16 protein-coding genes and 1 pseudogene are annotated in these 13236 nt (G+C 67.3%); 8 read left to right on the forward strand and 9 right to left on the reverse strand.

Features of this window, described 5'->3' with window-relative positions:
• The first annotated feature begins 3 nt into the window (after positions 1-3).
• The 4 genes from ACIBHY_RS36205 (at position 4) to ACIBHY_RS36220 (ending at position 2466) form a co-directional block, all read left to right on the forward strand.
• Entirely contained in the window at positions 4-651 is a 648-nt protein-coding gene (locus ACIBHY_RS36205; protein WP_397309038.1) for a hypothetical protein, read from the forward strand.
• 20 nt (positions 652-671) lie between these two features.
• Complete coding sequence (locus ACIBHY_RS36210; RefSeq protein WP_397309039.1) at positions 672-1421, forward strand: hypothetical protein; 750 nt, start codon at positions 672-674, stop codon at positions 1419-1421.
• A gap of 269 nt (positions 1422-1690) precedes the next feature.
• On the forward strand, positions 1691-2059 hold the full coding sequence (locus tag ACIBHY_RS36215; protein ID WP_397309040.1) for a helix-turn-helix domain-containing protein: 369 nt from the start codon (positions 1691-1693) through the stop codon (positions 2057-2059).
• A 92-nt stretch (positions 2060-2151) separates the two neighbouring features.
• A complete protein-coding gene (locus ACIBHY_RS36220) occupies positions 2152-2466 on the forward strand; it encodes a hypothetical protein (RefSeq protein ID WP_397254803.1) in 315 nt (104 codons plus the stop codon).
• A 642-nt stretch (positions 2467-3108) separates the two neighbouring features.
• On the opposite strand, the gene ACIBHY_RS36225 is transcribed toward ACIBHY_RS36220, so the two are convergent.
• Positions 3109-3546 (reverse strand): hypothetical protein, encoded by a 438-nt coding sequence (locus ACIBHY_RS36225; protein ID WP_397309061.1) that lies wholly within the window; start codon positions 3544-3546, stop codon positions 3109-3111.
• 101 nt (positions 3547-3647) lie between these two features.
• Here ACIBHY_RS36225 and ACIBHY_RS36230 point away from each other — a divergent pair.
• Positions 3648-3832: pseudogene (locus ACIBHY_RS36230) on the forward strand (DDE-type integrase/transposase/recombinase); the annotation flags it as partial.
• A 140-nt stretch (positions 3833-3972) separates the two neighbouring features.
• Here ACIBHY_RS36230 and ACIBHY_RS36235 read toward each other — a convergent pair.
• Positions 3973-4560 carry a dihydrofolate reductase family protein gene (locus ACIBHY_RS36235; protein WP_397309041.1) on the reverse strand — a complete coding sequence of 196 codons (588 nt, stop codon included), beginning with the start codon at positions 4558-4560 and terminating at the stop codon, positions 3973-3975.
• Positions 4561-4797: 237 nt separating this feature from the next.
• On the opposite strand from ACIBHY_RS36235, the gene ACIBHY_RS36240 reads away from it, so the two are divergent.
• Positions 4798-5352, forward strand: coding sequence for a recombinase family protein (locus ACIBHY_RS36240; protein WP_397254809.1), 555 nt, complete (start codon positions 4798-4800; stop codon positions 5350-5352).
• A gap of 10 nt (positions 5353-5362) precedes the next feature.
• A complete protein-coding gene (locus tag ACIBHY_RS36245; RefSeq protein ID WP_397254811.1) occupies positions 5363-5914 on the forward strand; it encodes a hypothetical protein in 552 nt (183 codons plus the stop codon).
• Positions 5915-6025: 111 nt separating this feature from the next.
• On the opposite strand, the gene ACIBHY_RS36250 is transcribed toward ACIBHY_RS36245, so the two are convergent.
• From ACIBHY_RS36250 to ACIBHY_RS36260, 3 genes are all read right to left on the reverse strand, one after another.
• A complete protein-coding gene (locus ACIBHY_RS36250) occupies positions 6026-7048 on the reverse strand; it encodes a CU044_5270 family protein (RefSeq protein ID WP_397309042.1) in 1023 nt (340 codons plus the stop codon).
• Positions 7041-7631: an RNA polymerase sigma factor gene (locus ACIBHY_RS36255; protein ID WP_397259666.1), complete on the reverse strand. Its 591-nt coding sequence runs from the start codon at positions 7629-7631 to the stop codon at positions 7041-7043. The genes ACIBHY_RS36250 and ACIBHY_RS36255 overlap by 8 nt, the downstream gene beginning before the upstream one ends.
• A 657-nt stretch (positions 7632-8288) precedes the next feature.
• Complete coding sequence (locus ACIBHY_RS36260; RefSeq protein ID WP_397309043.1) at positions 8289-8723, reverse strand: hypothetical protein; 435 nt, start codon at positions 8721-8723, stop codon at positions 8289-8291.
• A 200-nt stretch (positions 8724-8923) separates the two neighbouring features.
• Between ACIBHY_RS36260 and ACIBHY_RS36265 the strand changes: the two genes are divergently transcribed.
• Positions 8924-9613 carry a hypothetical protein gene (locus ACIBHY_RS36265; RefSeq protein WP_397309044.1) on the forward strand — a complete coding sequence of 230 codons (690 nt, stop codon included), beginning with the start codon at positions 8924-8926 and terminating at the stop codon, positions 9611-9613.
• A gap of 204 nt (positions 9614-9817) precedes the next feature.
• On the opposite strand, the gene istB is transcribed toward ACIBHY_RS36265, so the two are convergent.
• The 4 genes from istB to ACIBHY_RS36285 all read right to left on the reverse strand — a co-directional run.
• The gene (gene istB, locus ACIBHY_RS36270) at positions 9818-10627 is read right to left on the reverse strand and encodes an IS21-like element helper ATPase IstB (RefSeq protein ID WP_397309045.1); all 810 of its coding nucleotides are present in this window, start codon (positions 10625-10627) and stop codon (positions 9818-9820) included.
• A complete protein-coding gene (locus tag ACIBHY_RS36275; protein ID WP_397309046.1) occupies positions 10624-11217 on the reverse strand; it encodes a hypothetical protein in 594 nt (197 codons plus the stop codon). The genes istB and ACIBHY_RS36275 overlap by 4 nt, the downstream gene beginning before the upstream one ends.
• 245 nt (positions 11218-11462) lie before the next feature.
• Positions 11463-12404: an IS481 family transposase gene (locus ACIBHY_RS36280; protein ID WP_397309047.1), complete on the reverse strand. Its 942-nt coding sequence runs from the start codon at positions 12402-12404 to the stop codon at positions 11463-11465.
• 278 nt (positions 12405-12682) lie between these two features.
• The coding region (locus ACIBHY_RS36285; RefSeq protein WP_397309048.1) for a tetratricopeptide repeat protein at positions 12683-13236 on the reverse strand (554 nt) is incomplete at its 5' end.

The following is a 13236-nucleotide window of genomic DNA, read 5'->3' on the forward strand; positions in this document are numbered from 1 at the left end:
TGAATGCCCAAAGGCCACAAGTTAGCCATCCTCGCAGGCGCCGGCATACTGGCCATACTCCCCACCAGCTCCGCTTACGCCGACCCATGGCCGTTCGATGGCATCCCGCCCGACAAAAGCAACCATAGCTACTGCTACACCACCAGCGTCGATGCCCAACTCAAGTCCTATATTCCCGGCGCGATGAATTATCTCGCAGACGCCACCACCATTCCCGCCGTAACCCTTCACACGCCGTGTGACACACAGAACTCCAACGGGGACGGAAGCCCGGCCACTGACGTCGCATGGTTCAAGATCTGGGTGGATGGCTCCTACGGAGAAGCCCCATGCAAGATCAGAACCGCCTCCGACAACTCGATCTGCGATCAGCGCTTCGCCAAGATCAACAGCAGTACGATCAACGCAGCGCCCAACCCGCATAACCAGTTCATCAAGACGGTCTGCCATGAGCTGGGGCATACCGCGGGCCTCGACCACTACTCGCCCCTGGCCCAGTTCCCGGAATTCCCCGGTGCCTCCGGCCAACCGCAGGACTGCATGGCCAGCGGCGAAGTCAACGCCATCGCCAACCGCTACAACCCGGCCGCCTCGTGGATCTGGACCTACAACCAGCACCACATCAACGACGCCAATCCGTGGTGGTCATGACGGACGAGAGGAGAACATCCATGAAGCACTATCTCGTCCCCGCCCTGACGCTGGCCGCAGCCCTGTCTCTGACCGCCTGTAGCACCGGACCGACGCAGGCCACGCAATCAGAACGTCCTGCCGCGGCAGCCGAGCGAATCGGAACTATCAACGTCTCGCTACTGCGCGTGTCGGAATCCGACTTTCCCGCATACGACACACCCGAGGCCCTCGCGGCGGACAGACCGATCGTCCTCGCCGGTGTGATCGACGGATGGCAACAGGGGCCCGCCACACAGACCTATGCAGGCGGCCCTCTCGACTACCGCGTCATCCTCCGCATTCGCATTACGCAACCACTCAAGGGTGTCAAGAGCACCAGTTCCCTCGCTCCGGGCATCGCCTATATCGCACTGGACCAAGGCGCCGTCATTCGCGATGACTCCCTGCCCGCCGGCCGGTGGAAGCCGGACAAGACCATCGCCGACTTCGAGAAGGCCATGCCTTCCGGCACCAGAATCCTCGCCTACCCCCGAGAACTGCCCAAGGAGGCACTGAGCGGCCCCGTCAAGCGATCCGGCGACAGGCTACCTAAAGGTGCCCGCCTGATGACCGTCCCGCCCCAGGGACTCGTCCTCGAAGACCCGGGCCTGGCGGCACAACGGGCGACCGGTCAAACATCACTCGTCGGAGGACGCGAACCCCTCGGAGTCGGAGGTGCCGGGTGGCTCGAACCAAAGAGCATGGACGAATTGATCGCCCGTCTGCAGCAACACGGCATCGCTGAGTAGCAACCAGTCAGTCGGCTCCGGGGTTTGCTCCAAGCGCACGCGAAGCCCCGGGGTACGCACCTCACCGCAGGCCATTGCTGACATCGCCTCCCATGAGGATGCAGGACTGAAGCCCGGCCTCACCGACGAAATCACCTCGGCCGGAAACAGCTATGTCCGCGCTTGAACGAGTCCACGATCAAGCCAGACACCCGCTACAGAGGATGAAAGCCTGAGGTGACACGGCGTGGTTGCGTGCTCATCGGCTGGTTCGGGAGTATGCCGGTGGGATGCGTTATCCGGATGGTGGTGGTCTGACCCCGGCGGCGCGAGCCAGGCGTGAACAGATCCGCTTGGAAGCTGCCGGGCTGTTTGCCGCGGGCATGTCGCCGCCCCTGGTGGCAAGGAAGTTACGGGTCTCGCGCAAGTCGGCCTATGCCTGGCACAAGATCTGGCGAACGGCCGGGGCCGAGGCGTTGGCGTCGAAAGGACCGGGCGGGCAGCACTCCGCTGTCTCAAACGCTACATCGCCCGCGAGATCTATAAGATCATCAAGACGCCAGCCTGCACTTGACATCCATAGGGGCATCAAACTCGCCGTCCGCTTCGAGGCCACCGTCACCATCGCCGCCATCAACCAATGGCTCCGCGACTTATGAAACACGCCTTAGTGCTGTGACCGCATAGGTTCACCGGGGTGAAGTCGGATCGGTCCCCGGGTCGTCCGTGTGTCTCTGGCAGGATCTCGCACATGTTCGAAGAGAAGCTCGCCGCGCTCGCGCAGTCGATGGCCGAGCATAGGGCCGCGCCGTTCCCGCCAGGCTTTCGCGGCCTGAACATCGAAGGTGAGGAGATGGTGCTGCTGGACGCGGATGCCTACGGCTACGCCTCCGGTGCCCTTAACGGCCCGCTCAACGAACAGCACCGTGCGGGTTTGCTGGAACTCACGACGGCTCTGGAGAAGGTTCTCCCGGCAATCGACGACGCGTACGCGGCCATGTACTACACGCACGTGCGCCACATGGCCGTGCTGGCAGCCGAAATCGATACCTTGCGCGACGAGTAGACCTCTGACGGCAAGGGTCTGCCGAGGTGGTGGCATGTGCAAGGACGACTGATCCAACCGCTGGAGGCGCGGTGGCTGGGCCTACCCGTGTGCGCAGGCTGACCGACCCGGCGAACCTATGCGGTCACAGCACTAGTGAACGTCCGCCGTTGCCAAGGGCTGACCTGCGTGCTCGGGTGTTTCATGTGTCGGTGCACGCGGCTGAGCTGCTGAAACGGACGTATGAAACGCCTCCGGGGGCCGGACGGGCCCGAACTGTCGGCGCTGCCGACTGCTGGGAGGCGGCAGCGATGCCGGGCTGGGCGTTGTCTGGGACGTCGACGGGCCTCGACGCTGAGGAGGGGCTGATGTCGGCTCTGCCCGACGGCCCGGCGCATCCAGACTCCGATGGCGATGTACATGCGCCGCCAGCCCCGCCCTCGCTGATCACCCAGCCTGGCCAGCGCCCGCGCCGCGTCGGCCCGCCAGTAGCTGGCCAGGATGAGAGCGGAGCCGGAAGCGGACCTTCAGCCTGGTGTGGGCGTCGAGGGCGGCCAGCGGCTCGTCCAGCAGCAGTAGGAGCGGCCCGCGCGGGGAGGCTCGGTGGCCCCTCCTGGTCCCGCCGGGCGACGTTGTGGCCCCCGTCGGAGCGGCGCCCGGGAGTCAGGCCGGGCGTCTGTTGACGGCCTGGAACCACGCGCTGCTACCCGGCAGGAACTGCAACACGATGGCTGGTACGACGAACAAGACGGTCCAGATGCCGATCAGCGACATCGCCCCCAGCACGGTCAGCGCGATTCGGGCGGCGATGTTCCCCTGCCGCATGTGCTTGCCCAGGACGATGAAGGCCACCGCGACCCCCACCAACAGGGCCGGGGCAACCAGGCCCCCGCTCAGTGCGGGCGATTGCGGGTTGAGAACGTAGTACACCGTGCTGATGGCCAGGATCCACCCGAGGCAGATCCACAGGACCGAAGCGATCGTCACCGGCCGGGGCGGAGGCGTCCAGTACGCACTCGCGTCCTGTTCGACAGGCTCGGGCTGCTGTGATGACCGGTCGTGGCCGTCGTCGGACGGCGTGGACCCGTGATCACTCGTCATGGCTGCGTACCCTACACAATGCTGCCAGGGGAGGGGTAGGGCTGACCGGTGCCGCCCGGCGGACGCAACAGCTCCGCCCCCGCCACGGACATCCCAACCTCGGCTACGGCTACCTGCACAACGCCGTCGACGACCACTCCCGCCTGACCTACACCGAAATCCTGCCCGACGAGACCCGGGAAAGCGCGGTCGCCTTCTGGCAGCGCGCCCACGCCTACTTCACCCGCTGCGGCATCACCGTGACCCGGGTCCTGACCGACTCAACGGCTCCTGCTACCGCTCCCACCTCTGGCGCCGCGTTCCTAAACCTCTCAGGACAGAACAGCTAGTCCACGCAGGTCAGCGGTGGGTTGAAGCCGATCTGCGGAACGGGGCGCGCGGGGATTCCGGTCGAGTCTCGCGCCCCCGACCGGCCCTGGACAGAGGCTAGCGACGGACGGGATACCGCAGGTGCAGGGCACGCCGGCCCTGGATAACGATCGGGTCGTCGAGCAGCAGGTGCCCACCCTCGATCTTGGAGAAGTACGGGATGCCCTCGCCGAACAGCACCGGTACGAGGCTGACGCACACCTCGTCCACCAGGCCGAGAGCGAGTGCCTGCTGGGTCACGTTCGCGCTGGCGATCGTGACGTTCCGGTCGCCGGCGATCTGCCGCGCCCGATCGATCGCCGCCTCGACTCCGTCGACGAACGTCGTGGTCGGCCACTTCTCGGCGGCATCCGCGGGCGGGCGGTGCGTGACCACGACCACGGGTGCGCCGGCCGGGTGCTTGTCGTTCCAGCCACCGGCGATGTCGAACAGGCGGCGGCCGGCGATGAGCGCGCCGGTGTTCTCGGTCAGCTCCCGCCACGCCTGCGCACCCGCATCATCGACCTTGACCGAGATGTCCTCGTTCGGGTTCGGCACCACCACGTCTCCGGCCTCATACCAGTCGAACAGCTCTCCGACCTGGTCATCCGGTTGCGCGATGTATCCGTCCAACGACATCGTCATGTGGCTGAAGATCTTGCCCATGAGGGTCCTCCTCAGACTATTGCTCGGCCCGGTGGTTCCCGGCCTGCCTTTACAAGGGTCCTGAGGTGGACCACTTTCACGAGCAAAACTCATCGCGCCCAGTCAAACTGATCACCACCCATGAAGCGAAGCCGAGCCGCGTGGCGTCGTGCCCTCCGGCGATCAGGTCGCGCTTCATTCAGGATCGTCCGACCAACTCATCAATGTGCATCGGGGGTGCTTCATGGCTGCCCAGCATTGACCGGGCAAGTCACAGCAAGATCAACGCGCGTTCGTCTAACGAGCCTGAAGGTCATCGAGGAGAAGGCCAGCGGCAAGCTCGCCACCCGCGATCGGCCCGACCTGCCCACCGCGCTGTCCTACATCCGCGAGGGCGACCTGCTGACCGTCCAGGAGGTCGACCGGCTCGGCCGCAACCTCCTCGAAGGGCTGATCGTCCTGAACGACCTGTTCCAGCAGGGCGTCGGTGTCAAGGTCCTGGAGGGCATCGCCGCGGGCGAGCACACTGAACGCTCCTTCATCCTCGACCTGGCCCTCGCCCTGGCCGAGGACCGGCGCCGCGACATCGTCCGCAAGACCAGGAACGGCCTGGAGACCGCCCGCAAACAAGGCAAGGTCGGCGGCCGCCGACCCGTCGTCGATGACGACAAACGCGCCGCGATCCTGGAGCGCCGCCGGCGCGGGGAATCCATCCGCGCCATCGCCGCCGGGGTGAAGGTCACGGTCGGCGTCGTCCACAAGACCCTCACGGCCGCCAAGGGCGGCTCCGCTGACCCCTCGCCCACCTCCTGAGCAGCCCGACGTGGCGCTACCGAAGATCCCGCTCGACGACCCGCGCGTCCTGGCCCTGGCCAAGGCCCGCCAGCAGTTCGCCCACGACTGCGCCTTCCTCCCCACGTGGGAGGAGCTGCCCGAGGACGAACGCAAGGTCAGCCTCCCCAGCGCCCGCAACTACCTGGAGTCGGCGATCAACGCCGGGCTTGTCCCCGCCGTCGAGCTCATCGACAGCGGATGGCGCGCGAGCCTGACCAACATCAACGACGAGATCGAGCGACAGACCACCGCCATGGCCACCGCGGCCGCCGATCTCCCGCTCCTGCTCTACCGGTTCCCGCTCGGGCGGGCCAGCGCGCTGACGCATAGGGCGCTGGGCCAGGGCTGGTTCTTACCGGGACCCATGTACCGACGACATCCGCCCCACTCCCTCGTTCGCGACATCAGCCACTCCAGAAGCACCAAGCGCGTTTTTCAGACGCCTGCGTCCCAGCTCCAGGGCTCGGACGCGGCGGCTATTCCCTGGCATCACCCTATAGAGGGGAAATGGACGCTCGGCATTAAACGGAAAGCGGCCTGAGAATCCTCACGTTCGCGGGTATTTCGGCAGCTCATCCTGCGCGAGACCGTCGCATGAAGCGAAAGGGGCGAAGGTTCGGGTCCGCCGGTGTAGATGGTCCTGCCATGCCGTCTACCCCGAGCCCCGTCGTGCCGTCTCCTCCACGAGGGGTGCGCTGTCGGCAACGCTCACCTTCACCTGCGCGCTCGACGACACCACGCTCCCGACCGGAGCATCGGCCAGCTTCGCGTCTACGACCACCCCTCGGCGGCCGAGATAGTCGTAGGTCTTTCGGTCGAAGATGTGCTCCTCCCTGACCCCGTTGGGCGAGACCATCGCCGCAGCTATGCCCTCGCGTCCCGCGGCGTCCTGCGACTCCTTCACCGTCACCACCCCGGGAATCGTGGCCGCCGCGCGGAAGAGCGCCGCCCGCTGCGCGGCGGGCAGATAGGACTCCGCGAGCAGTCCGCCGACCCGGTTCCACGCCTCGTAGTCCTGCAACCCGTCGTTGGGCACCTGCGTGTAGAGGTGCCTGCGCATGGCCTCGGTGTCGGTCGGCAGCCTGCTGACGTAGGCGTAGTCGTTGCGCAGGAACTCGGCGCGGTGGTCGAAGTCGGCCGCCCGCTGCGGACGGCCGGGCTTGCCCGCCCGCGCCTGCTCCGCCTGTGCCTGCGGTGGGAGTGCGCGCCCCGGATACGGCAGAGGTGTCAGGAGCTCCTCCTGCAGGACGCCGTTGACCGAGCTGCCCTCGACCGGCAGCCAGATCTTGCGCTTGTAACGTGACAGCCAGATCTGCCCGTCCGACTCGGTCGAGTCCATGCTCTGCGACTCGTAGACGAGGAACTGGCCCGGTCTGGGATGCAGCTCCGGACGGCTGCCGGCGTGCGCGGCCGCTCGCGACAGCACCTCCACGGCCGCGACCGTGCGGATCATCGGCGGGGGCGGCACCGGAGCGGGACGGCTCTGGACAAGGAACACCGCCACCCCTGCCACGGCCGCCAGACCCCCTGCCAGGGCGGCGCGCAGTCCGATGCGGCGAAAGTCGGGGCGGGCCGGGGCCGACATGCCGGCCATCAGACGCTCCGCCTCGCCGCGCAGGTCCTCCTGCGGCGGCACCTCGGAGCGGAAGTTGTTGAGCTGAGCCAGCTCATCCATGGCGAACCTCTTCGACGTCGAGAGCTGTGGGATCGGTCCCGCCCAGTTCCTCGCGGATCTTGGCGCGGGCCCGGCTGACGCGCGATCGGACCGTGCCGACGCGGATGCCGAGCGCCTCGGCAGCCTCGGTGTAACTGAGGCGGCCCCAGGTCACCAGGAGCAGCACGTCGCGGTGCCCGGCGGGCAAGGCGGCCAGCGCGGCGGCCAGTCTCCGCTGTACGGCCTGGGCGCTCAGACGCTCGTCGCTGCGCGCGGTGAAGGGTTCGGTGACCGGGTCCACACCGGTACGGGCCAGCAGGTTCAGCTGCCTGGCCTCGGTGCGTTGGTGGCGGCCGATGAGATTGGTGGCGATGCCGTACAGCCAGGGCAGGGCGTCGTGCCTGGCCAGGTCGTAGCGGCCGCGCTGGCGGAAGGCGGCCAGAAAGGTCTCCGCCACCACATCCTCGGCGATGTCGAGTCCGAGGCGGCGGATGACGAACCTCTTGATTTCGGGCGCGTGTCTGCGGAAGATCTCCGCGAACACCTCGGGCTCCTGCCGGGACCGCGCGATGACGGCGGAATCGGCGGGGCTCGTTTCTGACATGCTCTGGCCTCTCGGCTCACAGATGGGACACCCATACTTGCCCGCCCGCGGCCGACCGGTTCCCACGGTATATCCCGGTCTCCGGAGGACGCGCCGACGCCGGCAATGGACCGGCGCTGGCTGGCCCGCGTCACCTACGCACGCACCGGCCGCCGCGCCCCCGAACCGGACGGCGGACGGCTACGCCCACGCCGCCACGGCACGGCCAGGCGCTCACGCGCGGCCCGCAGCCCGGCGACACCGCGGAGGACCCGGCCGTGATCGCCGCCGAACGCGCCCGGCTGGTCCAACTGCTCGCCGAGCGCGCCCGCGAGCAGGAGAACCCGTGACCCCCACCACCAGCCCGGCCGCCGTGCGGTGCCCGGTGTGCGACACGCCGCTGCAGCCTGCCGCCACCGGCCGCCCGGCCCGCTTCTGCACCATGCGCTGCCGCCAGGCCGCCAACCGCGCCCGCCGCCGCCTCGCCCAGACCGCCCAGCGTCTGCCCGGGTACGGCAGCGCCTGGCCGACGACGTCGCTCTGCTGTCCGCCCTCACCACCGACCTGGCCCACGCCTACACCGACCTCGCCACCCTGGCCAGCGACGGCGACGGGCGGGCGGTCGACCCCGGGGGCCGCTCCGGTGACCGGGCGGAAGCGGCTCGGGCAGCGGCCGGGTCAGTTGATGGGGATGTCGTCGAAGGTGCCGGTCAGGGTCGGGGTTGTGGAGAAGGCCGTCCAGGTCATGCGTATGTCGTGGGTGTGGCCGCCGGTCTCGGCCGTGAGGGTGGCTGTGGCGCGGCCGTCCGGTGAGAGCGTGACCGTGCCGTTCACCGGCAGGTCGCGGACGTAGCGCACGTCGTCGAGGGCGATGACGTCGCCGAAGGCGACCCGGCCGCCGCGCAGCCCTGGCTCGTTCTTGACGATCGGGTAGACGAAGCTGCCCGGATTTCGGCGGGCGGCGGCGTCGGCTGCGGTGGCGAAGGCGGCGGCCAGCACCCGCCGCTGGGCGGAGGTGAGCTTGCGGGCTGGGTGCGGCGCCAGGTCGGCGACGGTCTCGGGGAAGACGCCGAGGGCGCGGTAGTTCTCGGCGGTGCACTCGCGGTCGGCCACCTGCTTGGTTGATTACGTCGGTGACGAGTAGCAGCGTTTGTCGGTCAGTTTGAACAGCGCTCCGTGCGGGTGAGTGTGAGAAATGTCGGCCAGAAGTAACAGCGCAGTGCGGCGTGACGGCTGCTCGAGGATCATGAAGGCAGATTGTTGCGGGACCGTCGTGAAGCACCCCTCCCAGGACGGAGAAGGATGCGCCTAGAGTGGCTGAGATGATCACTAAGCGTTCGTTGCTCTTGGCGGCCGTCTTGGCTGGATCGCTGCTGGTGCCGGGTCCCGCCCTGGCCGAGAACGTGCCCACCCCGGGGTCTGTCGATCCGCTCAGGGCCGCCCTCCTGGCACCGGAGGACCTCGGGAGCGAATTCACCCACCGCGATTACCGCACCAAAGGCCTATTGAACCCTGCCTTCACTCGGACCAAGGCTTGCGAGATGGCCGTCAAGAGCCTCACTGCGGTCTATCGGGCCAAGGCCGCGACGGGGCTGAAGCACACGGACCGGTGGGAGGGGATCAGTGAATACCTCGTGAGCGGCACCTCTGGCAAGATCTCCGCCTTGGAACGGACGGCCAAGGCTATGGTCCGTCACTGCCGGAAGATCACGGTCAAGACGCAGGGCTCTCAAGACATCATCCGCAAGCTGTCGATGGGTCGGCTTGGAGACGGCGTGTCCGCAGTCAAGTTCCGCAGCGGGTTCCCCGACAGCAATCTGGAGCGGGACGACGAACTGGCGGCGGGGATGATGGTCGCGATCGACATCGTGTTCATCCGGGTGGGGAAAACCATGATCGTGTTGGAACATGACGGCAACGTCGGCGAGTTCGATCCCCCGCTCACCAAGTCCGCCGCCCAAGCGGCTGTGATGCGGCTCCAACAGGCTCTGCCGGAAGACTAACTCGTCGCCAGCCGAGCGCTCCTGTCACGCGTGCTGTGGTGTTCACACGGACGCTGTCGGGTCGGCTCTTCCTCGTCGCCCGATGATGGCCGTCCACCGTCGCAGCTCAAGCTCGTTCGTCCTCGGCTTCGCCTCCGGGCGCTCCAACTTGACCTGCTCCTCTGGTCGGCCCGATGGGCATTTGGCGAGGAAGGCGCGAAATGGTCAGCCGGTCGCTGCCTTCTCGGCTGTGGAGGCCTCCGTGCGGGCCCGGGTCCGTGCCAACCGATAGGACTCGGTGCCGGTCTCGATGATGTTGCCGCCGTAGGTCAGACGGTCGACAATGGCCGCGCAGAGCCGGGGTTCAGTAAATGTCTTGGTCCATCCCGAAAGCGACTCATTTGATGCTATTGCGATGCTATTGGTCTCCTCCCTTTCGGTCAGAACTTGGAACAACAGTTCGGCTCCACGGCGATCGAGCTCTATGTAGCCCAGCTCATCGACACAAAGGAGGTCGACACGGCCGTAGCGGGCGATGGTCTTGGTCAGCATTTTCTCGTCGGCAGCCTCGACCAGCTCGTTGACCAGCTTGGCGGCCAGGGTGTACCTGACCCGGAAGCCGGCCATCGCGGCCTCGGTGCCCAGCGCGATCAGCAGGTGAGACTTGCCGGTGCCGCTGTCGCCGATCAGACACAGTGGCAGGTGCTTGCGGACCCAGTCACTGGTGGCCAGCGTGTTGATCGTGGCGGGGTCGATGTTGGGGTTGGCCTCGAAGTCGAACTCGCGCAGGGACTTCTGCCGCGGGAAGCCGGCCGCTTTGATCCGCCGCTCGGAGGCTTTGCGGTCGCGGTAGTCGCATTCGGACATGAGCAGCTCGGCCAGGAAGCCGAGGTAGCTCATCTGGTCGCGCGGGGCGGTGGCGGCCAGCTCGACGAACGTGCTGCGGATGGTCGGCAGACGCAACCGCTGACAGGCCTGGTAGATCGAGGCCTCAGCCGCCTCCTCGGTGATCCCGCGGCGATGGTAGGTGGTCATGGCGCTTCTCCCTCGGTCGCGGGCACGGCACTGCCGGCGCGGCGGCGCAACAGTTGGTCATAGACGGCCACCGACGGCAGTGGCCGGGTATCGGGTGGCAGCTGAGCCAGCCGCTTGCTGGTCAGCGAGATGACCGCGGGCGCGTGCACGTGGCCCTCGAAGAACGCCTCTTGGGAGCAGGTCAGGAACATCCGATGGATGGCCTTGCCCGACCACGACAAGCGGAAGGAGAACAGGTAGCACCGCGTCAGTTCGCCGGCAAGGCGGACCCACACATCCCCGAAATCGACCTCGGCCTCGGCGCCGGGCCGATGGCTCTGCTCGATGAAGACCTGCGGCGGGGCCCGGCCCGCCTCCAGCCGGATCTCTGGGCGTCGCTTGCGGACATAGTCCCGCACCATGCCGTAGGACACATCATCGGCGTCGTGCTCCTCCAGCAGCCGGTCGAAGATCCGTTTGGCGGTGTGGCGCTGCTTGCGGGGGGCGTCCAGATCCACCCGCAGCATCTGATCGATCAGCGGTTTGAACGTATCCAGCCGGGAGGGCCGGGCCGGCAGCGGTTTGCGTGGTGTCGGCCACACCGAGGCCAAGGCCTTCTCGATCGTGCGGAACCCACGCCGTACTTGCGCTGCAAGACCCTGCTCGCCAGGCCTGCGTGGGAATCGCGGCGGATCGCCGCGTACAGTTCGACCTTGGATTTGGGTTGCAACAGCGTCCCCTCACCCTGCGAGGCACACTCATCGTCCCACCGCAAGCCCCAGAGCGCGCTGCTACTTCTCAGCGACATCACCTTTTGCCGCTAACGATCACTGTCGCTGCTGACCGACAAACGCTGTCACGAGTCGCCGTCAGAACCAGCTGTGTGGGGTCGTTGGGTGTTGTAGTAGTGCAGCCATGGGCCGAGGGCGTTGGTGCGGTGCTGGTTGCTGGTGTAGGGGCGGCGGTAGGCCCATTCGGTGGCCAGGGTGCGGTTGAGGCGTTCGGCTTTGCCGTTGGTCCAGGGGCAGTGGGGGCGGGTGAACTTCTGCCGGGCGCCCAGGGTGGCGCAGGCTTGCTGGAAGGCGTGGCTGGTGCGGTAGTTCTTGGCGTTGTCGGTCATTACCCGCTCGATCTGGGTGATGCCGTGGGTGTGGAAGAAGGCGGCGGCGCGGGTCAGGAAGGCGGCGCAGGTGGTGCCTTTCTCATCGGTGAGGACTTCGATGTAGGCCAGGCGGGAGTGGTCGTCGATGGCGGTGTGCAGGTAGTCGTAGCCGATGCCGCGTCCGCGGGCCGCTTGGTGGCGGCCGTGGGCGCGGTGGCCGCCGCCGTCGGGGATGCGGCCGAGTTTCTTGACGTCCAGGTGGATCATGTCGCCGGGTGCGGGGTGTTCGTAGCGGTTGGCGCTCTTGCGGGTGGCGCGGATCGGGGTGCCGGTCAGTGGGTCACAGTCGGCCAGTACGGGCACGTGGTGGCGGCGCAGGATGCGGGTGATGGTTCTGGCCGGTACCCCGGTGGCGTGGGCGAGCCGGTCCGGGCCGGCGCGCAGTTCGGCACGGGCCGCCAGGACCCGCTGCTCGACCTCGGCCGGAGTTCGGCAGGGGCTGAGGCGCGGTCCGCTGCGCCGTTCCCGCAGCCCCTGCCAGCCCTCTTCACGGAAGCGGCGGACCCAGCGATGCCCGCATTGGCGCGAGACGCCCAGCTCTGCGGCGACATGAGCGACCGGGCGGCCATCGAACACGACACGGCGAACCAGCAAGCATCTGCCGTGAAACGTCAGCCGGGCGTTAGCGTGTGCCATCAAGACCTCCGTGCGTGGGTGAAGCGGTCAAACTCCACTACGCCCGGAGGTCTTCTTCATGATCAATCACCTACGACCACGTGTCACCAAGATCTCGGCCAAGTACACCTAGACCCCCGCATCCCCATGCGCGAGCACGAGCCGCAAGGGCGCCATCGGGCGAACTTCAGCCAGCTGACCAGCGACTGGCTGCGAGAGGCCTGCAAGTGGTGGCTATCGACCCCCGGTGTGTGCGAGTAGCCAGCCAACTTGTGAAAACGCATCCCATTTCCCACGAGTTACCGATTGGTAGAGTCGCGCTCCAGCCCCCTTTGGGGAGTGGTCAGCTCGTGTCCTACGCCAGCACGGTCTGCCCAGATGTCCATGTCACGTCGAGCACGAACGGTGTTGGGGTGCTCGACGCCGAACGTCCGCTCATGGATCACCGCTAGCTTGGCCAGCCGGACCCAGGCCGCCTCCTCATCCCCCGCCACCCCCACCCACCAGGCGAGGGAGCGCCGGGTCTCCAGCGTCTGGAGGTGCTCAGCGCCAACCACCCGCTCATAGACCCGCTCCAACTCGGCGAACCGGTTCCGTGCACCGACCGCATCCCCCGCCATCCCCACCCAGTAGGCGAGCAGGCGCCGGGTCTCCAGCGTCTGGAGGTGCTCAGCGCCAACCACCCGCTCATAGATCGTCACCAGCTCGGCCAGCCGGTTCCGGGCGCCGTCCATATCCCCCGAATGCCCCTGCCACTTGGCGAGGGAGCGCCGGGTCTCCAGCGTCTGGAGGTGCTCAGCGCCAACCACCCGCTCATAGACCCGCTCCAACTCGGCGAACCGGTTCCGTGCAC

The organism is Nonomuraea sp. NPDC050547, from assembly GCF_044457345.1.
Taxonomy (GTDB): Bacteria; Actinomycetota; Actinomycetes; order Streptosporangiales; family Streptosporangiaceae; genus Nonomuraea.